This window comes from Fictibacillus sp. 26RED30 (assembly GCF_015903845.1).
In the GTDB taxonomy this organism is placed as follows: Bacteria; Bacillota; Bacilli; order Bacillales; family Fictibacillaceae; genus Fictibacillus; species Fictibacillus phosphorivorans.
In genome coordinates, this window is record NZ_JACZDV010000001.1 from 466,270 (window position 1) to 492,279 (window position 26,010).

The 26,010-nt window shown below is 37.3% G+C and carries 27 protein-coding genes; 16 read left to right on the forward strand and 11 right to left on the reverse strand.

Annotation, left to right across the window (positions count from 1 at the left end):
* The first annotated feature begins 23 nt into the window (after window positions 1-23).
* On the forward strand, window positions 24-443 hold the full coding sequence (gene yugI / locus IHV11_RS02280; protein WP_066397183.1) for a S1 domain-containing post-transcriptional regulator GSP13: 420 nt from the start codon (window positions 24-26) through the stop codon (window positions 441-443).
* A 39-nt stretch (window positions 444-482) separates the two neighbouring features.
* Here yugI and IHV11_RS02285 read toward each other — a convergent pair whose 3' ends face one another.
* A complete protein-coding gene (locus IHV11_RS02285; protein ID WP_197131970.1) occupies window positions 483-719 on the reverse strand; it encodes a DUF378 domain-containing protein in 237 nt (78 codons plus the stop codon).
* 195 nt (window positions 720-914) lie between these two features.
* Between IHV11_RS02285 and IHV11_RS02290 the strand changes: the two genes are divergently transcribed.
* The 3 genes from IHV11_RS02290 (at window position 915) to IHV11_RS02300 (ending at window position 4,132) form a co-directional block, all read left to right on the forward strand.
* Window positions 915-2,078 (forward strand): iron-containing alcohol dehydrogenase, encoded by a 1,164-nt coding sequence (locus tag IHV11_RS02290; RefSeq protein WP_197131966.1) that lies wholly within the window; start codon window positions 915-917, stop codon window positions 2,076-2,078.
* A gap of 173 nt (window positions 2,079-2,251) precedes the next feature.
* Window positions 2,252-3,601, forward strand: coding sequence for a glucose-6-phosphate isomerase (locus tag IHV11_RS02295; protein WP_197193573.1), 1,350 nt, complete (start codon window positions 2,252-2,254; stop codon window positions 3,599-3,601).
* 126 nt (window positions 3,602-3,727) lie between these two features.
* Complete coding sequence (locus tag IHV11_RS02300) at window positions 3,728-4,132, forward strand: YugN-like family protein (RefSeq protein WP_197132189.1); 405 nt, start codon at window positions 3,728-3,730, stop codon at window positions 4,130-4,132.
* A 33-nt stretch (window positions 4,133-4,165) separates the two neighbouring features.
* Here the strand turns inward: IHV11_RS02300 and IHV11_RS02305 are convergent, their stop codons facing one another.
* From IHV11_RS02305 to IHV11_RS02315, 3 genes are all read right to left on the reverse strand, one after another.
* On the reverse strand, window positions 4,166-4,933 hold the full coding sequence (locus IHV11_RS02305; RefSeq protein WP_197193574.1) for a potassium channel family protein: 768 nt from the start codon (window positions 4,931-4,933) through the stop codon (window positions 4,166-4,168).
* 103 nt (window positions 4,934-5,036) lie between these two features.
* The gene (locus tag IHV11_RS02310; RefSeq protein ID WP_197193575.1) at window positions 5,037-6,662 is read right to left on the reverse strand and encodes an anti-sigma factor domain-containing protein; all 1,626 of its coding nucleotides are present in this window, start codon (window positions 6,660-6,662) and stop codon (window positions 5,037-5,039) included.
* Entirely contained in the window at window positions 6,662-7,093 is a 432-nt protein-coding gene (locus tag IHV11_RS02315; RefSeq protein WP_197131956.1) for a hypothetical protein, read from the reverse strand. Before IHV11_RS02315 ends, IHV11_RS02310 begins: the two co-directional genes overlap by 1 nt.
* A gap of 120 nt (window positions 7,094-7,213) precedes the next feature.
* On the opposite strand from IHV11_RS02315, the gene IHV11_RS02320 reads away from it, so the two are divergent.
* Window positions 7,214-7,525, forward strand: a complete 312-nt coding sequence (locus IHV11_RS02320) for a hypothetical protein (RefSeq protein WP_312035208.1) — start codon at window positions 7,214-7,216, stop codon at window positions 7,523-7,525.
* A gap of 84 nt (window positions 7,526-7,609) precedes the next feature.
* Here IHV11_RS02320 and IHV11_RS02325 read toward each other — a convergent pair whose 3' ends face one another.
* The gene (locus IHV11_RS02325; RefSeq protein WP_197193576.1) at window positions 7,610-7,960 is read right to left on the reverse strand and encodes a hypothetical protein; all 351 of its coding nucleotides are present in this window, start codon (window positions 7,958-7,960) and stop codon (window positions 7,610-7,612) included.
* Window positions 7,961-8,099: 139 nt separating this feature from the next.
* Between IHV11_RS02325 and IHV11_RS02330 the strand changes: the two genes are divergently transcribed.
* From IHV11_RS02330 to IHV11_RS02350, 5 genes are all read left to right on the forward strand, one after another.
* Entirely contained in the window at window positions 8,100-8,645 is a 546-nt protein-coding gene (locus IHV11_RS02330; RefSeq protein WP_197194896.1) for a flavodoxin family protein, read from the forward strand.
* Window positions 8,646-8,886: 241 nt separating this feature from the next.
* A complete protein-coding gene (locus IHV11_RS02335; RefSeq protein WP_197193577.1) occupies window positions 8,887-10,710 on the forward strand; it encodes a PAS domain-containing sensor histidine kinase in 1,824 nt (607 codons plus the stop codon).
* A 222-nt stretch (window positions 10,711-10,932) separates the two neighbouring features.
* Window positions 10,933-11,718, forward strand: a complete 786-nt coding sequence (locus IHV11_RS02340; RefSeq protein ID WP_197131949.1) for a transporter substrate-binding domain-containing protein — start codon at window positions 10,933-10,935, stop codon at window positions 11,716-11,718.
* A 104-nt stretch (window positions 11,719-11,822) separates the two neighbouring features.
* Entirely contained in the window at window positions 11,823-12,482 is a 660-nt protein-coding gene (locus tag IHV11_RS02345) for an amino acid ABC transporter permease (protein ID WP_197131947.1), read from the forward strand.
* Window positions 12,483-12,506: 24 nt separating this feature from the next.
* Window positions 12,507-13,229: an amino acid ABC transporter ATP-binding protein gene (locus IHV11_RS02350; protein WP_197194897.1), complete on the forward strand. Its 723-nt coding sequence runs from the start codon at window positions 12,507-12,509 to the stop codon at window positions 13,227-13,229.
* Window positions 13,230-13,266: 37 nt separating this feature from the next.
* Here the strand turns inward: IHV11_RS02350 and IHV11_RS02355 are convergent, their stop codons facing one another.
* Together IHV11_RS02355 and IHV11_RS02360 are read right to left on the reverse strand one after the other, a co-directional pair.
* Window positions 13,267-14,181: a DMT family transporter gene (locus tag IHV11_RS02355; RefSeq protein WP_197193578.1), complete on the reverse strand. Its 915-nt coding sequence runs from the start codon at window positions 14,179-14,181 to the stop codon at window positions 13,267-13,269.
* 98 nt (window positions 14,182-14,279) lie between these two features.
* The gene (locus IHV11_RS02360) at window positions 14,280-15,176 is read right to left on the reverse strand and encodes a formate/nitrite transporter family protein (RefSeq protein WP_197131941.1); all 897 of its coding nucleotides are present in this window, start codon (window positions 15,174-15,176) and stop codon (window positions 14,280-14,282) included.
* Window positions 15,177-15,438: 262 nt separating this feature from the next.
* On the opposite strand from IHV11_RS02360, the gene IHV11_RS02365 reads away from it, so the two are divergent.
* Window positions 15,439-16,629 (forward strand): M14 family zinc carboxypeptidase, encoded by a 1,191-nt coding sequence (locus tag IHV11_RS02365; RefSeq protein WP_197193579.1) that lies wholly within the window; start codon window positions 15,439-15,441, stop codon window positions 16,627-16,629.
* 48 nt (window positions 16,630-16,677) lie between these two features.
* On the opposite strand, the gene IHV11_RS02370 is transcribed toward IHV11_RS02365, so the two are convergent.
* Both IHV11_RS02370 and IHV11_RS02375 read right to left on the reverse strand, forming a co-directional pair.
* Complete coding sequence (locus IHV11_RS02370) at window positions 16,678-17,949, reverse strand: MFS transporter (RefSeq protein WP_197131935.1); 1,272 nt, start codon at window positions 17,947-17,949, stop codon at window positions 16,678-16,680.
* Window positions 17,950-17,986: 37 nt separating this feature from the next.
* The gene (locus IHV11_RS02375) at window positions 17,987-19,294 is read right to left on the reverse strand and encodes an alkaline phosphatase family protein (RefSeq protein WP_197193580.1); all 1,308 of its coding nucleotides are present in this window, start codon (window positions 19,292-19,294) and stop codon (window positions 17,987-17,989) included.
* 135 nt (window positions 19,295-19,429) lie between these two features.
* Here IHV11_RS02375 and IHV11_RS02380 point away from each other — a divergent pair, with 135 nt between their 5' ends.
* Window positions 19,430-19,879, forward strand: coding sequence for a hypothetical protein (locus IHV11_RS02380; RefSeq protein WP_197193581.1), 450 nt, complete (start codon window positions 19,430-19,432; stop codon window positions 19,877-19,879).
* A gap of 34 nt (window positions 19,880-19,913) precedes the next feature.
* Here the strand turns inward: IHV11_RS02380 and IHV11_RS02385 are convergent, their stop codons facing one another.
* Window positions 19,914-20,693 carry a hypothetical protein gene (locus IHV11_RS02385; protein WP_197193582.1) on the reverse strand — a complete coding sequence of 260 codons (780 nt, stop codon included), beginning with the start codon at window positions 20,691-20,693 and terminating at the stop codon, window positions 19,914-19,916.
* 264 nt (window positions 20,694-20,957) lie between these two features.
* On the opposite strand from IHV11_RS02385, the gene IHV11_RS21325 reads away from it, so the two are divergent.
* The 3 genes from IHV11_RS21325 to IHV11_RS02395 all read left to right on the forward strand — a co-directional run bounded on the left by IHV11_RS21325 (window position 20,958) and on the right by IHV11_RS02395 (window position 23,226).
* Complete coding sequence (locus tag IHV11_RS21325; RefSeq protein WP_255520115.1) at window positions 20,958-21,083, forward strand: symporter small accessory protein; 126 nt, start codon at window positions 20,958-20,960, stop codon at window positions 21,081-21,083.
* Window positions 21,080-22,678 carry a sodium:solute symporter family protein gene (locus IHV11_RS02390; protein ID WP_197193583.1) on the forward strand — a complete coding sequence of 533 codons (1,599 nt, stop codon included), beginning with the start codon at window positions 21,080-21,082 and terminating at the stop codon, window positions 22,676-22,678. Before IHV11_RS21325 ends, IHV11_RS02390 begins: the two co-directional genes overlap by 4 nt.
* Before the next feature lie 89 nt (window positions 22,679-22,767).
* Window positions 22,768-23,226: a YndM family protein gene (locus IHV11_RS02395; RefSeq protein WP_197193584.1), complete on the forward strand. Its 459-nt coding sequence runs from the start codon at window positions 22,768-22,770 to the stop codon at window positions 23,224-23,226.
* Between the two features lie 622 nt (window positions 23,227-23,848).
* Here IHV11_RS02395 and IHV11_RS21330 read toward each other — a convergent pair.
* The gene (locus tag IHV11_RS21330; RefSeq protein WP_255547209.1) at window positions 23,849-23,971 is read right to left on the reverse strand and encodes a hypothetical protein; all 123 of its coding nucleotides are present in this window, start codon (window positions 23,969-23,971) and stop codon (window positions 23,849-23,851) included.
* A 763-nt stretch (window positions 23,972-24,734) separates the two neighbouring features.
* Here IHV11_RS21330 and IHV11_RS02400 point away from each other — a divergent pair.
* On the forward strand, window positions 24,735-25,946 hold the full coding sequence (locus tag IHV11_RS02400) for a hypothetical protein (RefSeq protein ID WP_197193585.1): 1,212 nt from the start codon (window positions 24,735-24,737) through the stop codon (window positions 25,944-25,946).
* The last annotated feature ends 64 nt before the right edge of the window (window positions 25,947-26,010 follow it).

The following is a 26,010-nucleotide window of genomic DNA, read 5'->3' on the forward strand; positions in this document are numbered from 1 at the left end:
AAAAAATAGTTAGGAGTGTTTTCATGAATTTTGAAGTAGGTAGCATTGTTGAAGGTAAAGTTACAGGCATTAAGCCTTTTGGTGCGTTCGTTGCATTAAATGATAATGTACAAGGTCTTGTACACATCTCTGAAGTTTCACATGGTTTCGTTAAAGATATTAACGATGCATTAAGTGTTGGTGACGTTGTGTCAGTAAAGGTTCTTTCTGTTGACGAAGACAGCAAGAAGATTTCACTGTCCATCCGACAAACACAGGAAGCTCCAGCTCCTGCACCTAAAAAAGAACGCCGCCCTGGTGGATTCAACAATAATAACAAAAAGAGCAACACAAACAATCAAGACGCTAACAAAGGTTTCAACACTCTTGAAGCAAAACTTAAAGATTGGTTGAAAGAGTCTACAGATCGTCAAGCTCAACTAAACAAGCGCCTTAAAAAGTAATAAAAAAACCTCTCGATCGAGAGGTTTTTTTTATTTAAATTATACACGGTTATGTTCTGTATGACCTTCTCGGCTAAGTTCCTCGGAAGGTTTAAACAATAGTGTTAAACAGTAAAGACCAGAAAGACCTACTAGACCATAGACGATACGGGCAAGAACAGCATCTTGACCTCCAAAAATAGCAGCAACTAGATCGAACTGAAAGAACCCGATTAAACCCCAGTTGATGGCTCCAATGATAACCAATGCAAGTGCGAAACGCTGTAATCCACTCATGTAATTCCCTCCTCTTTTTAATAATTGAAAAGCTTCCTTAGGGTGGCATATTATGTCTACAATTATTCATTCCCTTAATCACTGGCATGAAACTAATCAATAAAACACATGCTAGTATTCGATAAGCTAATTACTTTACATTACATTTTATGTCCCACATAATACGGATTAACCATGTAAGAAGGAGAGATATTCATGAACGAATATATATACTACAATCCAACTCGATTAGTTTTTGGTAAAAATCAAATTCAAACGCTAAAGGACGAATTAGGGAAATTCGGAAAGAAAGTCCTCGTGGTTTATGGTGGAGGAAGCATAAAACGAAACGGCTTGTTTGATGAAGTGATGAATGAGCTTAATAAGATGGATGCAGAGGTTAGTGAGCTTTCAGGTGTGGAACCAAACCCGAGAGTATCTACTGTTCGTAAAGGTGTAGAAATTTGTAAAGAAAAAGGCATCGATGTTTTATTAGCTGTTGGTGGTGGAAGTGTTATTGACTGCACAAAGGCAATCGCAGCTGGGGCTAAGTATGATGGAGACGTATGGGATATCATTACTCTACAAGCTCAAGTGGAAGATGCACTTCCTTTTGGAACAGTTCTTACGTTAGCTGCAACTGGATCTGAAATGAATTCAGGTTCTGTTATTACGAACTGGGAAACACAAGAGAAATATGGTTGGGGAAGTCCACTTGTATTCCCTAAATTTTCAATTTTAGATCCTACTTATACGTTCTCAGTTCCTAAGGATCAAACGATTTATGGAATTGTAGATATGATGTCGCACGTATTTGAACAGTATTTCCATAACGCTACAAACACACCACTACAAGATCGCTTTGCTGAATCCATTCTATTAACAGTAATGGAAACCGCACCTAAGCTTCTAGAAGATCTTGAGAACTATGAGTTGCGTGAAACAATTCTTTACAACGGAACGATGGCATTAAACGGTACACTTCAAATGGGTGTTCGAGGTGATTGGGGAAGTCATAACATTGAACATGCTGTTTCAGCGGTCTATGATATTCCGCATGCTGGCGGCTTAGCTATTCTTTTCCCTAATTGGATGAGACATAATGTGGATACGAATGTAGCTCGCTTCAAGCAACTTGCTGTTAGAGTGTTTAACGTTGAAACAGAAGGAAAGTCCGATAAAGAAGTGGCTCTTGAAGGTATTGATCGTCTTTCTGCATTCTGGTCGTCTCTTGGAGCTCCGAATGCTCTTAAAGATTATGATATTGACGATTCAAAGCTTGACCTTATCGCAGATAAAGCGATGGCAAGAGGTGAGTTTGGGAACTTCAAGAAACAGAATAAAGAAGATGTACTCAACATTTTGAGAATGTCTTTATAAATCATCTGTAATGCAAGCCATATAAAAAGAGGGGATCGATCCTTCTTTTTATATGGCTGCTTTTTGAATATTTCGTCTTTTGAAAAGAAACCGATTACATTTGTCTGGTTTCTTGATTTGGTCCTTGTACTTGTATAAAGTGAAAGAATAATGATGTTTTAGGAGGCTTACATATGACAAAGAAACTTAGTTTTGATTATAGCAAGGCCCTTTCTTTTATTGGTCAGCATGAAGTAGATTATCTTACAGGTGCGGTAAAAACTGCTCATGAAGCAATTCATGAAAAAACCGGTGCTGGGAATGACTATCTTGGCTGGGTTGACCTTCCTGAAAACTACGACCGCGAAGAATTTAGCCGAATCGTAAAAAGTGCTGAAAAAATTAAAAGTGATTCTGATGTATTGATTGTTGTTGGAATTGGTGGCTCGTACTTAGGAGCTCGTGCAGCGATCGAAATGTTAAATCATTCCTTCTACAACCTTTTATCAAAAGAAGACCGCAAGACTCCACAAGTATTCTTTGCTGGACAGAACATTTCATCGACATATGTTAAAGAACTTTTTGATGTATTAAAAGATAAAGATGTATCTGTAAATGTGATCTCTAAATCTGGGACAACGACTGAACCAGCGATTGCGTTCCGTATCTTTAGAAAGTTTTTAGAAGAAAAGTACGGTAAAGATGAGGCTCGTAAACGTATTTATGCAACTACTGACAAAGCTCAGGGTGCACTTAAAACATTAGCGAACGAAGAGGGCTATGAATCCTTTATCATCCCTGATGATGTAGGTGGACGATACTCAGTGCTGACTGCTGTTGGTCTATTACCAATCGCAGTAAGTGGAGTGAACATTGAAGAGATGATGAACGGAGCGAAAGAAGCTGCAGCTGATTTCAACAACCCAAACCTTGCAGATAACGAAGCTTATCAATATGCTGCTGTTCGTAATGCTCTTTATAATAAAGGCAAAACCATCGAATTAATGGTAAACTACGAGCCGGGTCTTCACTATGTTTCTGAATGGTGGAAGCAGCTTTACGGTGAAAGTGAAGGAAAAGACTACAAAGGCATCTATCCAGCGTCAGTTGACTTCACTACTGATCTTCACTCAATGGGGCAATACGTGCAAGAAGGGCGTCGTGACCTTTTTGAAACGGTGTTATACGTAGGTTCAGCTCGAGAAGAAATTACAATTGAAGAAGATGATCAGAATTTGGATAAACTGAATTTCTTAGCTGGTCAGACAATGGATTTTGTTAACAAGAAAGCATTCCAAGGAACAATGCTTGCTCATACAGATGGTGGAGTACCAAACTTAGTGGTAAGTATTCCTGAAATGACACCTTATCATTTTGGATATATGGTTTATTTCTTTGAAAAAGCGTGTGCGGTGAGTGGCTACTTGTTAGGTGTTAATCCATTCGACCAACCGGGAGTAGAAGCATACAAGAAGAACATGTTTGCTCTTCTAGGTAAACCTGGATTTGAAAAAGAAAAAGAAGAATTAGAAAAGCGTCTATAATCATTTTTTAAGCCTGACTCAAACATTGCTGAGTCAGGCTTTTTTTATGTTTACTTATACTAATGGTCAAATAATCTCATGTCAGATTGGATACGCTAAGAAATAGACAATAAAGGGGTGACAATGATGAAACCGATAAAAAGCAAACTTGAAAATGAATGTTGTGCATTAAATGAAGCTGAAGATGTTTTGAAAGGGATGGGCTTTTCTTACGGGGGGAACTGGGATTATGATCACGGCTATTTCGATTATAAACTGGATGATGAAGTAGGCTATACGTTTTTGAGAATTCCTTTTCAAGCCATTGATGGTCAGTTAGATAAAAAAGATACCACTATTCAATTTGGTGAACCTTTTTTACTGGCTCACAAATATCAGGTTGGGCTCGACGACAATGCTGAGACAGGTAATATCTCAGGGAGCTTTAATCAGTTTTCAGAGCCGCAAGATCCGGATGCGACGGTTGATCAAAAGTGGATCGGGATCGCCAAAGATTTAGTGAAAAAGGTAGAAACTGCTGTATTAAATTAAAAACAGATAGACCATGACGTCTATCTGTTTTTCTTATCGTATCTCTTTTGCAAGGCTAGAAACCATCGCATGTGAAGCAAGGTTTGAAGTGTGTATAATATGGTCGGCACCAGCTCGTATTGCGTTTGAAGTTTGCTCCGTTGTTAACACTTCTGCATGAATAGATACTCTAGGATTCAGTCCTCTGGCTGTAAGAATAGAAAGAATCGTATTAGTATCAGCTTCGTATTCCTTTAAGTTTGCATCAGCTGTAATTAAGATGGTATGAGCTTGTTTAACATGAGCCATCATCCAAGTATGATCTTCACTAGGTTTAGCATGGATAAAATGAATGCCTTCAACATATAACGGATTTTCTTTTAATGATTCATCGATTAAAACGATATGGTTGGATTTTAATTGCTCTTTAAGAGCTTGAATCGTATGTCTAGCTCTTTCGTTCCAGCCTACTATAATGAAATGATCTTTATTTTTATACATATTTTTCCCCTCTAGAAAGCGATTTTCTCTTTTAACAACAGAACTTGCCAAGTGAACAGTCAAAAAGGCAAAAAAAGACGCGCCAATGAACACAAGGAAAATAGCTAGTATCCTTACTTCGGTTGATTCAGGAGTGAAATCGCCATATCCAACTGTTCCAGCCGTAATAACTGCCCAATAAAACCCTTCAAATATAGTTGGAAATGTTTTTGTTTCTAAGAGGTGAGCTAAAATAGCGCTGGATAATAGAATGCTAAAAAGAATAATCGCAAGTCGAATCAGCATTGGCATTCTTAAGTAAGCATAATAAATAGACCGCATACAAACACTCTCCTCCTATTATCACTATTGCCATAAAAGTTTGCTGTCTATACCGAAATGAAAACAAAAACCCCAGGACTGGAGTTAGTCCTGGGGTTTGCCATTATGAAGCCTCTTCTAAAAGTGGTGGTTCTTCAATGGAAGAATCTGATGCAACTTCATTTTCTGTTGTTTGTTGTAACTCTTTAGAAACTTCAGCTTGCTCAACTTCTTGTGTGAATGCTGAAGTTGATGTAGGGCATGACTGTTCTTTTGAAGCATTTTGATGATAAGTGGTTAATGCTTGTTGTTTTAACTCAGCATCAGTGACATTTGTTGTTACTTTAATGCGAACTTCTATAACGATACCATCAATAATAATTTCAATATAAATCCAGTGCTCTTTTGGTGTTTCTTCTTTAGGCGTTTCTTCTTTAGGTGTTTCCTCTTTAGGTTTCTCTTCTTTAGGTGTTTCTTCTTTAGGTGTCTCGTCTTTAGGTTTTTCTTCCTTAGGCGTTTCTACCTTCGGAGTATCTTCCTTAGGAATGTTTTCTTTCGGAATTTCTGGTTTAGGTTTTTCCTCATTTGGTGTTTCCTGTTTCGGTTTATCCTCTACGGGTTTTACAGGTTTTGGTTTCTCTTCCTTTGGTGCTGTGACGACAGGTGTACTCTTCGTAGGTGCTTTGTGTGTATTCTTGTCTTGCTCACCGCCAGAAGGAGCAGGCGTATTCACATGTTTTTCTTGCTCGTTCTTAATTGGTTTTTCGGCTGGCTTTTCTTCCTTTTTTGGTGCAGAAGGAATTTCAGCATGACTTACAGGTAATTCGAACGTTTTCTTTTTCTGAGGTTCCTGTATTTTTTCTTGAACCGGTGTTACTTCCTTTTCAACCTTTACCTCGTTACTCGAATCTTTTATATCTAAGATAGGTAGAGGCGGTTCGTATACAAGATCCTCTTTCTTGTCTTCAGAGGCATCAACTGTTTCAAGATCCTCTTTTAAAAGCTCTTTTATAGGGCCCACTTTTTCTGAAATCTCTTCAATTGTAAGAGTTGAAATTTCGTTCTTTGTAATTTTCATTCCAGACTTCTTAGCTGCTTTATAAATCGCATAATGACCAGGTGACATTTTCATCTTTTTAGATTGTTCGCGCTCTTTAGAACTCATCACGATAGTTGTCATCTCTATCGATTTCTTTTTAGCGGTCTCTGTCATCACTTCATTCACTTGTTGTTTGATTTCTTTCTCCTTATCAGCAGGTATTTCCTCAGATAAGGTTGTAGTAATCAATACCTCTTCCTTTGACTTGAGATAGCCGAGGTCTTCGCATGTATCAAAAATAAGGTCAGTTACATGTTCAATTTCTTCATTTTCCCAATCGTTCAACTGATCAAGAACCATATGACCTTGCTGATTATAAGCCAAGATATCCAGTACTCTCATTTCTTCGTCAATCTTCAATTCAAGACTTGGATCCATGTTTATGCCGACATAGGCATACGCCCCAGGTCCTGATATCGGTGCGAGTACTTGAAAGAATAAGAGAAAGATAGCCAGTGCTACGGCAGTTCCTGTTTTCCAGTTTATGAAAATAGAGAAAATAGATTTCTTGTTTTCTTGTCTTACTGGAAGACGAATTTCTTGACCGACCATATAGGCAGCATTGGTATTTTTAATCTTTTTAAATTCTCCGCCCTCTGCAAGAACGATGACATGGCGCTTGTTAACCTCTACAATAATCGCTTTGTTCATTAGTGTTTTCCTCCCGTGCCAGGAACATATTGCAGCAACACTTGATAGTTTTCTATAAAGATAAGGGTAAGAGCGGTTATGTATTCTCGCTGTTTTTTCATGGTGTGCTTTTGATGCTGTGTACTTTCGTTATGAAGAAGGGGCAACCGTTTCCACGTTAGAAAGTAATTCCGCATCTCAGGGTCTTTCGAGATTTCTTCAGCAACTTTTATGGCTTGCTGTCTGTTTTCAACATCCTTAGGAGTGCTGGAGACTAAGTGACTAAACTCTATTCCATATTCTTTTAACCGCATTTTAAAATGCGATATTTCTTTTACAGGATCTGGTTCATCCGTGGTACTTGTGCATAGACTCAACGATGAATTTGAAGACGGTGTTTCAAATGCAGGCTGCAATGATTTATTTTTTTTCGTAAACCAACGGCGGATCAATTGTTCCCCCTCCTTCCGGCTAATATGTAAAATAATATATTTCAAGATAATAATAACCAAATTATTATAGTATACTTTCCTATGAAAAAATAGTGAAAAAAGTCACAAGAGTAAATGTTTATGAAGTTTGTTAGGACAGATAGATGGAAAAGCTGTGAATGGGTGATGAAGTTGAAATATAATAAGGAAGATCGAGAAAAATATAGTGAAGCGATAGATCGCATGCAAGAGGGGTTAGACAGCATGATTGATTTATACAATGAAGCAGAAGATGATGAAGAACTCATTCAATATGATGAAGAAGTAATTGCCGCAATCAGGCAAGCGAAAGAAAGCTTCGGAGATCAATTTATCAACCAAAAGATAAACACGATCGTCAAGGAAGTGCTTTCGTTCATGCAAGGGGGTCAGACCCCCGAAAAAGACAAATAGCAATTTTGTCCATCTAAAGAGGACACTTCTAAACCAATACAACCGCCTTCAGTGAGCAACTGAAGGCGGTTGTATTGGTTCTTCTTATAAAACATACATAAAAATCGGAAACATGTTCCAGCAAAACCAGAGTGTGAGGATAAACAGAATAGAGATAGGAACAGAAACTGTATATTGAATCCATCTCGTCGTTTCAGAACAGAGCTGCCACACTTTACGAACAACAAGAATCAACACAGGTATGGTTAAGACCAGAAAGAACAATCTTACCCAATATTCATAAGTCACGGTATCAGATGTTAATGAGAGTAAGCTGATAAAACACACGATGCCTATTATTCCGTATAACGGCCAGATAACTTGTTTCAACTTCTTAGAATCATGTATCGTTAGAAGATAGAAAGCAATCATGCAGATAATGGTGAATACGATCATTATAGACCTCCTAATTTGTTATCTTATACTCTATTCTTTGTTTGTATTTTTTATGAGATTAGGATGCAATCAACCATTTTTTTGAAGTGAGTTTCTAGCAATTAAGATGATACGTAAAAGAAAGGTGATAAGAATGAAAATCGCAGTTATTAACGGCAGCTCTAGAGAACATGGTAACACGGAAGCACTAACTCAAAAGGCATTAGACAACATTCAGCATACTTCTTTTTACCTCAAAAACTACAAAATCAATCCTATAGATGATCTACGCCATGATGCAGGCGGATTTGTTAAGGTAGATGATGACTACGAGGAATTGATCAAAGAGATTTTACAATATGACGTACTTATTTTTGCTACACCTGTTTATTGGTATGGAATGAGTGGGATCATGAAAAACTTTGTAGATCGGTTCTCACAGAGTTTGCGGGACGAAACCTTAAACTTTAAGAAAACCATGGGCGATAAAAAAGCTTATGTTATTACAGTAGGGGGAGATCATCCTCGAATAAAAGCACTGCCCTTGATTCAGCAATTTCAATATATATTCGACTTTTTAGGTACAGAATTTGTTGGTTATTTAATAGGAGAAGCAAATGCACCTGAGGAGATATTGGCTGACTCAAAAAGCTTGGGAGATGCTAAATCATTTAAGACAGCTTTATGGAAGCACACTGAGAAATAATCAGTGTGCTTTTGATTTTAATTATTATAGGTCTACAAAAGGGTTTCTTCAAAATGTTCACTTGATGGATTGTTATTCACTAGAGAACCTGTTCTATTCAAAACTAAGTATTAATTGGTAATCTTTGATCTGAATCCAAAAAGAGGAAAATAACTCTTGTGTTTTTTTGTATTTAATAGAAAAATAGAGAAAAGGCATTTCTTGTAAATACTTTAAAAATAATTCAACAAGGATGTAGAACATGCGAGAGACTTCGTTTGAATTACAAAATACAAAACAAATGATGCATACGTTCTATGAAGCGGTTAATAATGGGATTATCGTTATAGAACGATGTGGCACAATTCTTTACGCCAATACAAAAGCGTATGGGATGTTAAGATTGTCTGATTCTGAAGTAGAAGGCTCATATGTATATGAGTTGCCATTTTTTATAACAGATTCAAACAAAGAGAAATGGTCACTTCAAGAAGCTTACATTCAACATGAGAAAAACAAAAAAGCAGAATATCAGATCGAAATAGATTTAATCTGTAAAAACACGGGCTATTCTTCTTCGTTGTCTGTTTCTATCATTCCTCTTAAAGATAATGTGTGTGATCTATCTGTCATTACACTAACGGATAACCAGGAGCTAAAACGTACGGAAAAAAAATTGAATCGCAGTCAGCAGCGCTTTAACTCGCTTGTCGACTCAATGGAAGACACTGTTTTTACGTTAGATACAAATTTTGTACATACAGGCATCTATGGAAGGTGGATGGAGAAACACGGTGTTAAGCCATCCTACTTCTTAGGCAAGACCGTTCGCGAAGTTTTTGGCGCTGAGATTGCTGATGGTCAAGAAAAGGCATGTCGTCTTGTTTTGCAAGGCAAATCTCAATTTTATGAGTGGAGTAATGTGCGTGATGGTGAACGTCTCTATTATCAGGCTATCCTATCTCCAATTAATAATGACCAAGGTCAAGTGGAAGGAATTGTAGGTGTTTCTAGAGATATCACCCAAAGCAAGAGGATGGAACTAGGACTACGAGAAAGTGAAGAGAGGTTCCGTCAGTTTGCTGAAAATGCAAAAGACATCTTTTGGATGCAAGATTATAAAACGCATCAGCTACTTTACATATCAAAGGCTTTTAAACAAATTTGGGATGTCGAAGAAACGGAGCTGATTGAATCTGTTTTTACAGACGTTCACTCGGAAGATCAAGAAGCTGTTTCAACGTTCATCAAATTAATCGCGCAAGGTGAATCACAGATTGAATACCGGATACATGGGAAAAATAACAGAGTCCGTTGGATCAGAACAAGAGCATTTCCGATCACCAATGACGATGAAGAGATCTATCGCATAGCAGGTATTTCAGAAGATATTACAGATTTAAAAGAAAAAGAAGAATTGCTCAGAAAATCAGATAAACTCACGGTCGTTGGTGAGCTTGCGGCAGGAATCGCTCATGAGATTCGTAATCCGCTAACAAGTATCAAAGGATTCGTCCAACTTATGAAAGCAGACATGGAAGATCTACATAGTGAAATCATCTTGTCTGAGATGGATCGGATTGAATCGATCATTACTGAATTTTTAGTATTAGCTAAACCGCACCAGGAAACTTTTTTTCAGCAGAGAAACGTAAATGATTTTATTAAACAGACGATCACGCTGTTGGATTCAGAGGCGAACCTTAATAACGTTCAATTCGAGACGCACTTAATGAACGTCCCTCAGATTCTTTGTGAAGGAAATCAAATTAAACAAGTAATCATTAATGTGATTAAGAATGCGATCGAATCTATGAATAGCGGCGGCACCATCTTTGTAGAAACAGGAGCACATGATGAAGGCTATGTCTTTATTAAAGTTACTGACCAAGGAGTGGGAATCGGCGAAGAGCGACTTGCAAGACTTGGAGAACCTTTCTATTCCAATAAAGAAAAAGGCATAGGGTTGGGACTAATGGTATCTTTGAAGATCATTGAAAATCATCATGGAAATATTACATTTGAAAGTATGTTAGATATTGGAACCACGGTTACAATATTGCTGCCGACTAAACTTTTGCCATAAAGATTTGATAATGCGCATTTCAGTATATCTGAAATGCGCATTTTTTTGCTTGCTAAATAAGTGTTTACGAGTTTTTTGTAAAGGGTAACCATATACAAGATGCATGAAAAATCTGATCTTTTTGATAGGTGGGAATTCACGTAAAATTGAGAACATTTCCAATTCATGCTACCCTTGTCTAGTAGGGGAATCTACAAAATGGGATATTCAAGGAGGATAAGAATGAAAGATTTCAAAAAGAAGATAGGGATGTTAGCTGTCGTTTTTTCAATGTTTGTACTAGCTGCATGTGGCAGTAGTGAATCAAGTGACGGGGGTCCAGAATTAAAGAACGAAGGTGAATTTAACTTTATCGTATCAGGAGAGTTTCCGCCTTTCAGCTCGGTTGATAAGGGAGGGGAACTAACAGGCTTTGATGTTGCAGTCGGTGAGGCGATTGCTAAAGAACTTGGTCTAAAGCCTGTTCCAGAGAAGTTTAAATTCCACGGCGCTGTATCCGCTATTAAGGCAGATCGTTTTGACGCAGCAGTGGCAAGCCATACAATCACTGAAGACCGCAAGAAAGCAGTGAATTTTAGCGAGCCTTATTATTACTCAGGTCCGGTAATCTTTACAAGACCAGACAGTGATATTAAAACAAAAGAAGATTTAAAAGGAAAAGAAGTTGCTGTTTCAAAAGGCTCTACCTATGAAAAATCTGCACAAGAATTTACAGATCAAATTAAAAACTATGACAGTGATGCTACAGCATTGCGTGCTTTGAGCGAAGGAAAACACGATGCGGTTATTACTGATGCTATCACTGGTAAACAAGCGATAGAAAAAGGATTTAAAATCGTCGAACAAGAGCAGCTTGGTACGAGTGAACAAGCGATTGCTATTAAAAAAGAAGATAAAGAATTGCTAAAAGCGGTTAATAAAGCATTAAAGAAAATGAAGGATAACGGTGAGCTCGCGAAGCTTAGTGAAGAATACGTCGGTGCTGATATCACGAAGAAGCCTGAATAATGGTGGAGCCGCCCTCATGAGGTTACGTGCAGGGTGGCTTTCTTTTATCCATACATTCGATAACACACCATTAACAAAGAGAATAAAAAGGGGAGGACAATGGCATGTTTGATCTCGCACACATTTTAGACGTATTAGTTGAAAGTTATCCGCTCTTCATGAAGGGACTTTTGATCACTCTACAACTTACCTTTGTATCTATTTTAATCGGTACGGGGATTGGACTTGTTTTTGCATTATTTAAAATCTCTGGAATTAAAGTCCTGAATTGGATCGCGAATATTTATATTGCACTCATTCGTGGTACACCTTTGATCGTACAGATTTTCATCTTTTACTTTGGTCTAGCAGAGTTAGGTATTTCTGCTTTTTGGTCTGCGGCATTTGGTCTTGCTATGCATAATGGAGCTTATATTGCAGAGATCTTCAGAGGTTCTATTCAATCGGTTGATAAGGGACAAATGGAAGCAGGACGCTCTTTAGGGATGACTTATGGATTGGCAATGAGAAGAATCATCCTGCCGCAAGCTTTTAAACGAGCACTACCTCCTCTAGGCAACCAGTTTATTATCGGTCTGAAGGATTCATCACTAGCATCCTTTATTGCCCTTAACGAGTTGTTCAGTATAGCAACGACACAGGGATCGAGGACATTTGATGAGATGACGTACCTGATTATTGTTGGTCTATACTATCTAATACTCGTTCTGCTTTTCACATTACTTGTTAATCTGTTAGAAAAGAAACTATCAGCTGGGGAATAGGAGGTGTCTGAGTTGAAAAAAGAAATGATACGCATTGAAAACTTAAAGAAGAGTTTTGGAGATTTAGAAGTATTAAAAGAAGTGAATCTTAACGTACAAGAGAGCGAAGTGGTCGTCTTAATTGGTGCAAGTGGTTCTGGAAAAAGCACGCTGCTTCGATGCATTAATTTTCTAGAGATTAAAAATGGTGGTAAGATCGTCATCGAAGAGGAAGAAATCGATCCGAAAACACATAACTTAAACGAAGTACGTCAAAGAGTAGGGATGGTTTTTCAGCACTTTAACTTGTTTCCTCACAAAACCGTATTGGAAAATGTGATGGAAGCTCCACTAAATGTGAAAAATCAAAATAAATCAGAAGCAGAACAGGATGCAAAAGCTTTATTAGGGAAAGTGGGTCTTTCTGATAAAGCAGATGTCTATCCAGCGAAGTTATCGGGTGGACAGAAGCAGCGTGTTGCTATTGCAAGAGCGCTTGCGATGAAACCAGATATCATGCTTTTTGATGAACCGACATCAGCACTCGATCCAGAACTTGTAGGAGAAGTGCTCGCCACAATGAAAGAGCTAGCGCAAGAAGGGATGACGATGGTCGTTGTAACTCATGAGATGGGCTTTGCAAAAGAAGTTGCAGACGAGGTCGTTTACATGCACGATGGACAAATCTGGGAAAGAGGAAAGCCAGAAGAGATTTTTGATGCCCCGAAAGAAGAGCGAACGAAAGACTTTTTGAGCTCTATTCTATAGTGAAACAAAAAAAGGTGCAGCGTTTATGCTGCACCTTTTAATGTCTGTTTTGAATGGTGGGAGTTTGAATATTTTTTCCTTTTCGTTCTTGTATCATAAGAACAGCACCAAGTACAAATATAATACCGATACTCTGAACAATGGATATTGATTCTTTGTATAGCAACATACCCATTAAGGTAGCTACAACCGGTTCAATAGTAGATACAATAGCTGCTTTACTAGCATCCATCTGTTTTAAGCCTTGTGTATAGAACCAGTAGGCAAATACGGTTGGAAAAAGGCCGAGTCCGATAACATTCATTAAAACGGATGGGCGAAACACTTGGATATTAGCAGAAGTCATATCGCTGATCGGAAATAGAGCAAGCATCGCAAAGAAAAAAGTGTAGATGCTGATAGTGAGCGTTTCATATTTTCGACTCGCTAACTTTCCAAAAATACTGTAGAGCGAATAGCCAAAGCCGGCTCCTAGACCAATCAGAAGACTAGTAATCGATAGTTCTAATTGAGCGGAGAACAGACCTGATACGAGTGTACATCCAATGAAAGTAACGGTAAGGGCTAGCAGCTTCTGATGAGTTAATTTTTCTTTAAATACGATACTAGAGATTACAAGCACAAAAGCTGGAGCTGTATACAAAAGAATAGCTGCAATGGCGAGTGATGACGTTTGTATCGTCGTAAAATAACACCAATTAAAGAAGGAAACACTTAATATCCCGGTACCTAAGAAATACCAAGTATCCTTTAACTTGATTTTGAGTAGAGCAGGATTTTTTAAAACAATCCATGCAAGGAATAGCAGAAAAGCACTGGTAGCTCGTAAAAAGACGATCTGTAACGAAGTAAAACCGGCAAGCGAAAGTTCTTTAACGAAAAAGCCGATGATGCCCCAAAGAGATGCGCCGATCGCTACATATAAAAAAGCAAGTTTCGTTTGATAAGGCAATTTGGTTCATCCCCTAAAAAAATCATAATCCTACTGAAACTCTAACAAAAAACACCTTTACTGTATATCACAATAAAGGTGTTTCGGAGTTTCTTTAATTATTCCATCTTATGCTTTATCTTTTCTACTTCCTCTTCTTCCTCTTTCACGATATTATCATCAATGTCTTCTTTAAAAGCAAAAGAAAGTAACAATGATACTAATATACCTCCGCCGATCAAGTTACCAATCGTAGCAGGAATTAAATTAAGAAGTATAAATTCATACCAACTGTATTCAAAGCCTTCTAAAACGGTAATGCTGAAATACCCCATGTTGGCCACGGCATGTTGAAAATTTCCTGCTTCAAAGATAATTACAGGTAAAAGAATTCCAAATATTTTACCCATTACATCACGTGCAGCTGTTGCGAGAACGGCTGCAATACCGATGAGCCAGTTGGCAAGAATACCAGAGAATAATACTTGAAACCAACCCCATGTTCCTCGTTCAGTAAACTCCATCTTTTTTTCCATAAACTTTAATAGGGTTTCATAAAACTCTTTGTCTAATGAACCTGACATATTTAGAAGGAACCCAACAAATAATGCTCCTAAAAAGTTACCAATATAACAGATCCCCCAAAATCGCAGAACCTTTTTACTAATCCAATACTTGCTTTGTAGAATATAGCTTGGAAGTAACACATTAATCTCCGTAAAAAGAATAGATCCTGATAGAAAAATCATAGTATAGCCGATCGCGAATCCAACACCTGATAAAAGGTTATAGGTACCAGTTGTGTCTACTCCCATGGATAACAAAACAGAACCTAGTGCACCAAATGCGATAAATGCTCCTGCCATAAAAGATAAAATGAATTGTGCTAAGTTTGTAATCTGTAAAGAAGCTTTGCCTTCTTCAATAAAATACTCAATAATCTGAACTGGAAAAAAGTATTGCCGATCTGGAATATCAGCTTTTTTGTTATTTTTGTTGTCCTGATTCTCTTTCATTTTTGCATTCCCTCTTATTATGTCATCCTCGTCCTACTACTCTTCCCATAATTCGAAGTAAGCAAAACCATATATGATGAAATTTATACAATAAATCTTATTATTTACTTTTAAATTCCAAATTTATATGAAATTCGACTTAATTACGGTAAACAAATTGAAATATTAAAGGCGACTATCCTCATGCGAAGCCGTGCTAATCCTTATCTATACTATTAATATATTCAAATAATTTCAGAGTGTATTGAAAGGAGAGAACAGATTGAAAAAAGGTCTAGTGTTGTTTATGGGGATATTACTAGGGAGCTTATCATTTTGGAGTTATAAGGTAGAAGCAGCAAGCTATGTAAATCCAAACCAAACGTATACATATGAAACGATGACGAGTAACATCAAGACACTTGCTCAAAAATACCCGGGGTTAGTCCAATATCGATCCATTGGAAAAACGCCTTATGGTAGAGACATCTGGGCTGTTAAGCTAGGGAGAGGTGATGCGACGGTTTTATACAATGCATCACATCATGCAAGAGAGTGGATGACAACAAATATCGTGATGGAAATGATCGATCAGTATAGTGAACGCTATGTCTCCAACGGTACGATGGACGGCTATAATGTTGCAAATGTATTGAACAATACGTCTATTTGGTTCGTACCGATGACGAACCCAGATGGTGTCGTACTTCAGCAAAAAGGATTGTCCGCTTTTCCCACATCAGCTCATGCCAATCTCATTAAGATGAATGGTGGAAGCAAAGATTTTAAAAGATGGAAGTCGAATGCCCAAGGGGTTGATCTGAACAGACAATATCCTGCGCGTTGGGAACAGATATCAAATAATGCAAAAGCTCCTTCTTATAAAGATTACAAAGGTAGCGCTCCCCTTGTAACGAAGGAAGCAAAAGCGGTGTCGGCTCTCACTTATCTAGTAGACCCGGAAATTACGAACTCCTACCACACAGCTGGAAGAATACTATACTACCATTTTAATTATGGAACCAACACCTTTGAAGGGGACAAAACCCTCGGTACAACTCTTGCCAACATGACAGGGTATCGACTAATCCCTCCTGATACACAGTTATCAAGTGGTGGTGGATACAAAGACTGGTTTATTCAAACCTTCAAACGTCCTGGTTTTACGTTTGAACTAGCTCCATATGCAGGAGAGACGAATCCGCCAATCACGATTATTAATGAAGAATGGACAAGGAACAAAAAAGCAGGACTTTATATGGCAGTAGAAGGGGATAAGCGTTGGGAGAAGCGCATCACACCAATAACAAAAACCATTACGCTTACTCAAAAAGTTCCTTTACATGACCGTCCTCATGTAAACCACAAAATGGCTGCAGCAAGTCTATATCCAGGGACTTATAAAGCAAATGCAGCGTATGGAAACTTTTATCGTATCCAAACCATTCTTGGACCAAAGTGGATCGTTAAATAAAACATAAAGAAAAAACTGCTCTCTAGAATTTGCTAGAGAGCAGTTTTTTTATGCACTGATCGTATGGGAAGAATCCACTTTCGGTTCTGGAACAAACATAAGGATCGTTATGCCGATGATAAAAAGAACGACAAGACTGAACACGGCACTAGCAGAGTTACCGGTAACTTGAGCGGTTACGGCGATTAACAACGGCCCCATAATGGAGGCGAACTTGCCGAAAATATTATAAAAGCCAAAGAATTCGTTCGAGTTTTCTTTCGGAACCAATTTAGCAAAATAAGCACGGCTTAGCGCTTGAATTCCACCTTGAGACGTAGCAACTAGCATGGCTAAAATCCAGAAATCCATTGTTGTTTTTAAGAAATAAGCATAAATACAAACGATAATGTAGACCACTATTCCAACGTAAAGCATCTTCTTACCTGTAAATCTTTCTGCTAACCTTCCGTATAGAATGGCAAAAGGGGCAGCGACCACCTGTGTTACAAAAAGGATGATTAAAAGATTAGTAGAACTGATTCCAAGATCTGAACCATAAGCGGTGGACATCGTTATGATGGTCCCGACGCCATCGATATAAAAGAAATAGGCGAGCAGAAATAAAAATAGAGCCCGATACTTTCTTATTTCTTTCATTGTTTTACCTAAACGTTTAAAGCTGTTGATCAAAGGTTTCGGCTCTCGTTCGATACCGTACTTCTGATAAACGTTCTTCAGCATAGGAATCGTAAATATCCCCCACCATATCGCAGTGATCAAAAATGCAATCTTGCTAGCTAGAGTAGTTGAAATCGGCAGAACTTCATTTTGTGCCAACACGATAATCGCGATACTGATCAAAAAAGGAATCGTGCTCCCGATGTATCCTAATCCGAACCCTCTAGATGACACTCTGTTCATTCTTTCTTCTGTTGTTACATCGGTTATAAAAGCGTCATAAAAGACATTAGATCCGCTAGAGCCGATTGCAGTTAACGTATAAAATATTAATAATAAGAGCCATTGATCACTTGGAATAAAAGCTAATGATGCAGTAGAAATAAGACCAAGTGCAAAAAAGAAAGTGAAGAATCGCTTCTTTAATCCTTTATAATCTGCAATTGTACCTAAAACGGGGCTAAGCATCGCTAATATGAACGTAGCAATCGCGATCGTATAACCCAAATAAGCGGTTGAATCCGAAGAGCTGACTCCTGCATTTGTGGCAGCTGCTTTAAAGAACAAAGGAAATACAGCTGTTGAGATAATAATCGAATACGCTGAGTTTGCCCAATCATAGTACATCCAGCTATTCTCTTCTTTCGTAAACCGTTTCATAGGTTTTGTCCTCTCTATACTAGAATTTAATTAAAAACTAGATGTTTAAAAACTCTTGTACGACTTTACCATCCGTTTTTCCTAAATCTAGACCTAATAGTTTAGCAAACGTCGGCCCTTCATCAATTAAATGCATGGAAGGAACAACAACATTTCTTTGTATCCCTTTACCTGCTAATAACAGGATAGTAGTGTAGTCTTCTTTTTCAGGAGAATAACCATGACAAGCATGCGTGAACCGTTTTTCCCTCACATCTTGATCTGTAATGTTGTTTAGAAAAGAGCCTTGATGTTCTTCGTTAAAATAAAAACCTCGTCTAGCTTCTACCATAAACGCACATTGATCATCAGCACCGGTTGCAGCCGCTTGTTCTTGACTGTAGATCTTTTCAATACCATTTTTTTCATCAATCAATAAGTGATCCAGAAGTTTTTTCACTACCTCCTTTGTTTGTAGATCAGATGAATCCTTCAGGTAAATATATGCTGATCCATCACAACTTTTGCAATAGGCTTTCCAATTTTGTATTGGCCCTTTTGAATCAGTATCTATTAATCCATGTTCTTTCAATAAAACATTCAGTTTAATAGCTTTGCTCTCATCAAGAGCGCTATGATCTCCTAATACGGCGATCGTCGTTTCTTCATATATACCAGCTTCCTGTAAGGATTCGATAATTTTGCCAAGTCTGTTGTCATGTCTTTTTATCGCATCCATTGCTTCATCAGAAGAAAAACCATGATAGTGCCTCTGTGAATCAAGATCCACAAAATGAACAAGCAATAGCTCAGGTTTTTTATTCTTAATCGTATGTATCGTGGACTCTAAAACAAAATCATCAAGCTCAGGCTGGTTCAAACCACTACGCAGATGTCCGAATCGATGGTTCATATCAAGTTGATATCTTTTACTTCCGTTTAGTAGAGAAACAGGAATCTGGTGGTGCCACTTACGGTTCGCAAAAATTTCGGGCATGTTGTAATCGATGTTCGCTCTTGCAGTCACTGGCCAAAGAAGAGCACCGGTAGTCATACCTGCTTTTTTAGCTTCATCATATAAAGTAGTTCCTTTAATATGTTTTCTGTGCCAATACCAATCAGGCGAAGCTTTGCCTGGCTGTGTTAACGTATTATTTACGATTCCGTGGTTTTTTGGATACCTTCCTGTAACAATAGAGGTATGACAGGGGTACGTTACAGAAGGATAGATTGTCTCTACTTTTTTGCAATGGGAGCCTCGATCCAATAATTCCTTAAAATGCGGAAGCTGCTCTAAGATAGGAAAATCAAGGGAAGAAAGACAGTCAAAAGAGATGACAACTAAATGATTGGTTAGACGGGACATAACACTCCTCCAAATGTTGCTAAGATTAACCATTCTAAATTAAATGATAGCATAAGGGAATATAACGCGTGTAAAGTCTATGTATGAATTATAAAAAATCATACCATTTTCTTTCCAAACTTTGTAAGTTGTGTTATGAATGAATTATCTCATTATATAGCGGGTGATGAAGTGATCAAATGGTGGTTAAGTGTTGTAATAATGTTTTTTATCACATCTGGTGTAATTCTGTACGTCTTGACGATGGATTACGCTTCTGAAAAAGCAATGGTCGAAATCACAAAAGAATTAAAGTCGAATGAAGATGAAATCACGAAACTTCTAGAAGACCCAGAGATTAGAAAGTACATAGAAACAGGGAAGCCTCCAAAGCAGAAGTTGCCATTTACTACAAAGAATGATGCTGTTCAATTCATCTCTGAGAGATACACCATTCAAGAACTAGCTTCCATTAGAGAGAAGGTAAGTAAAGGCTTGAATGAAGACGAAAAGCAAGCTGTATATGAGAAGCTGCTCGAAAAAGTAACGGATAATGAACTGATGGCGCTTAAAGTAGTCGCTTTAAAAGAGATAAAGAAGAAATAAAAAAAGCCCGTAACAGGGCTTTTTTTCTATGTCTTTAAAACGATACTCTAATCTTTCCATCAACTTTTGAAATATGGTAGCTCTCAAATTCCCCAGTTTTGACTTGAATCTCTTTCCCAGTTTTAATAACTTCTTGAATCTGTTCTTTAATTGTAGGATGCATATCGTATAGTACATCTATGTTTTCGATAGAAGTCATATTAATACCCGTGCTAAAACTCATAATCATTTGATCGGTAGAATTATCAAACATCAAAAAACTGTCGCTATATTCAATCGCATAAAGAGTAGCATCATGTTTCTTTGCGATGGCTACGAGATCTTTTAAGTTCTCATGTGTATCATCCATTAAGCTAACATATGTGTAACCACCAATAATTTTAGTTTCAGGCATCTTCGCTTGTGCTTGCTCTTCTACTTTAGGTTTTTCCTCCACATTTTTTGTCTGTGGCTGAACAGCAGGCTTTGGTTCAGGTTTTGTTGTTTGAGTTTTATTTTCTTTCGGCAGTTCGGAAATCTTTGGCTGTTCTACTTTTTCTTTTGCAACTTGTTTTTGAACGGTTTCTTCATTTTGCGTTTGAACAGGAACGTTCGCTTTCGATGCTGCTACCCGTTTTTCATTTTTTTCAACATCATTTTGATTTAGTTTTAGTGTAAGTACTTTATCAGTTTGTGTAGGAGTGACAACCTCCTGTTTAATAGGAGCATTCTGTTCTGTTGCTTTTACTTTGCTCTCAAAATCGCTATCATTTAATACCCCGATTGTTAGTAATGCTGTTGCTGTAAAGATGACCGTACGTTTTTTGAATTTCAATGTTATGTCCTCCTCATTGTCTTGTTATTTATTAGACGAGAGAAGACCTGAAATGGTTTCACTAATATTACAGAAATATTTCATAAATGTTACAAAGTGCATTTTTCTATAAAAAAACGTGAACCTTAAAGGGGATTCTGTGGATAAAAAGAAGTCATATAATACGTCAGTGTGAGGAGGAATTTGGCGAGCCATTTATTTTTACATATTTATGTAAGCGCATTCACGAATTTTGTTTTCACATTTATTTCATTGGAGGGGATTATGTTTATGCTTGGAATGGAAGATGGACTTATCGCATTTGTGTGGGTGGCTACCGTTGTCTCGGCATTAGGGTGTGTTGTCTTTGGTGGAATCATGTGGAACAGAGGAGGGAATGACTCAAAATGAATTTTGCAGTCCTTATTCCGATCCTTATCGTCTATATGGGTATCATGTCTTGGTTGGCTTATTATGGATATAAAAAGACGATAACAGAGTCAGATTATTTAGTAGGTGGTCGAAACATTCACCCTGCGATCATGGCATTGTCTTACGGAGCTACTTTCATTAGTACGTCGGCCATTGTGGGTTTTGGTGGCGTCTCAGCAGCTCATGGATTTAGCTTGTTATGGCTAGCGTTTCTTAACATCGTACTAGGTATATTTGTAGCCTTTGCCATTTTCGGAACCAAGATTAGAAAGTTGTCACTAGATCTAAACGCTACAACGTTTCCTACACTGCTAGGAAAAAGATATGATTCAAAATTTATCACGGTTTTTTCAGGAGCTATGATATTTATTTTAATGCCAGCCTATACGAGTATTGTTTTGATCGGAGGAGGAAGATTTCTTCAAGAATCTCTTTCGATGAACTTTAATCTCGCTCTTATTCTGCTAGCTGCAATCATTGGGATCTATGTAGTAACAGGTGGAATTAAGGCCGTTATGTATACTGATGCGTTTGGTGCAGTTGTTATGTTGATCGGGATGGCTATCTTCTTGTTCGTCACCTATCAAGCAGTAGGCGGCATTATGGAGGGGCATAATGGATTAACCGCAATGAAGGATCTTGTGCCTCAAGCTCTTATCGATCAAGGACATCAAGGCTGGACAAGTATGCCTGAATTCGGATCTCCACTTTGGTGGACCATTGTTAGTACCATAATCATGGGAGTTGGAATAGGAGTATTAGCCCAGCCTCAACTCGCAATGAGATGCATGACTGTAAAAGATGATCGAGCACTTTATCGTTCTGTATTAGTCGGCGGTGTTTTTATCTTTTTTATGACAGGTGCAGCTTTTGTGATCGGCCCGTTAAGCAATCTATATTTTTATGAGAAAACCGGTGAGATCGCTTTAACAGCCGCAAAAGGAAACGTCGATCTTATCATCCCTATCTTCATTAACCAAATCATGCCTGAATGGTTTATCTATCTGTTTACACTCACTTTATTATCTGCCACAATCTCTACAGTTAGTTCACTCATTCATGTTCAAGCAACAGCTTTTGGCCAAGATATTTTAAAAACTCTTGGTATTCAATCCTTATTTGGATCGAAGCTCAATCCTTCAAGAATCGGCGTGCTCATTGGAGTAATCGCTGCTGTTATATTAGCTTACTTGCTTCCAGCGGGAATCATCGCTCAAGCAACGGCCTTTTGGTTTGGAATATGCGCAGCCGGATTCATGCCAGCTCTGATAGGAGCACTATATTGGAAAAGAGCTACGAAGACCGCAGCTACAGCAAGTATGATCGTTGGGTTTACTGTAAGTATCATCGGTTTCTTATTCATACACCTTAAAGAATCTGCTGCTATCGGGTTATCACAAGCATGGTTTGGAAAAGCAGCGATATTTCCTTATCCATGGACGCACATCGATCCTCTATTCTATGCTTTACCTTTATCTTCAGCCGTGTTCATAATCGTTAGCTTACTCGATAAAAGAACAAGCTTTACACAGAAAAAAGAAAAAGAACCGATGATCACAGCTGTATCTGAATAAAATATTCGAGGCAAACACAATTAATTTCAAGAAGTATGAACCTCCACTATTTGTTGCAAACTAGGAACAGATTAAGGAGGTTTTTTATTATGGATCAAGTAAAAGTCATTATTATGAAATTTCTTGTGTGCCTGATAGCATTTTGGATCGGACTCGATCTGTTCTTTGACGCTTCGATCAGTGATATCGTTTCTTTTGCGGTTACAACAACTGCAATCACATATATTGTAGCGGACCGTATATTGTTGCCGAGAATAGGTAAGAACAACACGTTGATGGCAGAATTTATTTTAGCGTATCTAGTGGTTTGGATTTTCGGATCAATCCTCTTAAACGGATATATGCAGATCGCGTGGGGAAGTGTGATCGCAGCAGGTATTATCACCGCTACAGAAGTTTTTGTTCATCAATACTTATTAAAGCACATGCCTTCAAAGAATAAAGAGAGAAACGGGAGGCAACAAAGAAGGTTTAGACCAGGGTTTCGTTATGCAACAGAATTTGCTGAAGAACAAGATCCAAGAAATAAAAATAATAAACAAGAATAGTCTCCAAAAAAGTATCATGGCGTAAGAGCATGATACTTTTTTGTTCTGAATAGAAAAACCCTTGAGCTCTCTCAAGGGATTAGTGATTCGTTTGAATTTATATGGTGGAGACTAGCGGGATCGAACCGCTGACCTTTTGGCTGCCAGCTTTTCACCTAATTAGTCCTCATATGTTATTGAAAAGTACAACCCTCTATAGAATAGGCTTTTTTTATATTAAGTTAATATTTTTTTCCTTTAGTTTTAGTTAATGTTTTTTATTATGTGCCATTTTTGTGCCGATAAATGATGGGTAAGAAACCAATGTATAATTTCGAGCCGTTTTAAAAGTCATTATTTAACACAAACTTTATGCTTATTTTGCTAATCTTCTAGCAATAATGTCTGATTAGAGCTATATAGCTAAATGAATTTACAATATCGCACTTTTAGTTTCCTCATTGATTTTAGTTACGCTTCCCTGCGTCACCTGTGTCTCTGATAATGTCATCTCTGTCTGAATTGAACACTTTAATCATGGATTTCCCCCCACTAATCAATCTTCGTTAAAGATATAATATGCAATTATATTAGTTGAAAATAAATTTCATGGCAGAATAATTTGTTTTATAGCATGGTCTCCTTATTCAATTTTGGCACGTTTACCTGCATTACCAACATCAAAAATTATTATATTTCTATCTTTTACTGATTCACTTTCCAGAACATCTTCTTCAGTGTCGTTTTTTTCATTTTTTTTATCCATATTATCACCTGATTTTCGGAGTTTTTAATAATATTATATTTTTTTATCAACATTTTAGAATACAGTGTATTATTTTTATGTATATTTACAAACAGCATTAAATTGCTAGGGGCTTTTTGTGTTTACAAAAAGTGACGGACAGTAGACTTAGAACAAATAAATTGAGATTAGAAAGGATGAAAATAAACAATAGTTAAAAATATTACTAATTAAACAAAATGGCGAGGAAAATAGAAACATAGAGATTCTCACGAATAAAGAGAAACTTATTTGTAAAATGTATTGAGCGCCGGCTCGATGTCATCTTTAGACGACAAATGAAAAGCGAACATCTTCGATAGAAGAAGTATAACATTCGTGCTTGCACTGAACTAACGCACGGGGGGATAAGAATAAACGATTTTCGAGTGCAACGAGTAAATGTTTTTAGGAGTTATACACGTTGGGTTACACAGACACGGAACGTGGCTTTGCAATAGTTGCGAAGCAACCAACATTTAATGAGCTGCGTGACGAGCAGTGATATTGGCTTAGCTGGTTCTGTATGTTTTCAATCAAAAATAGCCGGAGGCATATTTTTAATAGATTGAAAGTGTACAGAACCAGCCTAAAGGGCTGAAAAGTGTGGTCCATTTTTGCCATGCGATTTGGGCAAAAATAAGACCACATGCTCTTGGCGCTTCATTTTTTACGATGATGTTCAAATTGGCGTAAAAATGATGCGCTTTATATTTTTTTTTTATGGTATTGGTGGTGGTTATATATGTCTCAAAAGTATTTGGATGCGCAACTGAAGAAGATAAAAAAAATTATAAATCGAGCTCAAGTTGAAAACTCTAATATGAAGGGGGAGCTTTTAAAGGAGCAAGCAAAATATGAAAAAGGTACTTCGCATTATGACAGATTAAATAATGAAATAAACAAAATCAGAACAATCTCTGATGGAACTAAGAAAACGTATTATGATACAGCTGCAGCCATATTGCATGATGCTTATGAAAAATTTTATATTACCCATTGGAAAGATTTAAGACCAGAGAATACGCAAGAATTGTTGTTAGATAGAATTGCTACAGGACAAAGTGCTAATACAATAAGAAAGGTTGCTCATGCACTAGATTTTATTAATGAGCATGCTACGAAAACGCGAGTTTTTAAAGAAAAAGACAACTTTAATGTTACTAATCATAAATTAATGCTTGAAATTATTGAAGAATTCAACATAGTAAGACACTATAAAGACTCTCATCGATATAAAGCAAATCCAGCAGAATGTCTTCTTGTTCTTGAGGAAATGGGAAAAAGAAACCCTTATCTTGCTAGTATTGCTCGTTATCAGTATTTAACAGGTTTTAGAGTTTCTGAAGCTATTAGGCAAAAAGAAGAGTATATTGACTTGATTCATGATAAACATGAAGCTATTAAAGCAAAAGGTGGGTTAGATAATATAGTTTATACAAACCATCATAACAAGGAAGAAAAGGCATTTTTAGCCGATTTAAAAACCAATTTTGATAAAGAAACCGGTCGAGTATTTAAGCGACAGAAAAATGCTCAAGGAAATTATAAATCTGATGAAGAAATACGTAGAGCGATAACAAGATTGGCTAGACGTTCTGCTGATAAACTGGGTATTTCGGGAACAAATGGGGAAACTTTCTCATCACATAGTTTTAGAGGAGGATTTGCATATAACAGAATGATTTATTATTGTTCAAACTATGAAAAACTAGACAGCCTAATTAAAGAGAAGATATCCGAACAAGATGAGAGATTAGAGGGAAAATATGAGGAATTTAAACGAAGAATAAAAGAAAAATGTAGTAATCCTTGTGAAAGGAAAATTCAGGACTATGAAAAAATCCAGTGGTTGATATCTACAGATTTAAATCATTCTAGACAAGATGTGACTCGATTTTATGTCAGTGTACAAGCAATTAAAAAAAATTTACTAAAGTTTAAAAATAAATTGTGATTCTTAAGTTTTTTGATTTTGTTTTTGCTATCTTTTATTAACAGTAACACTAGCAATTAAAAAA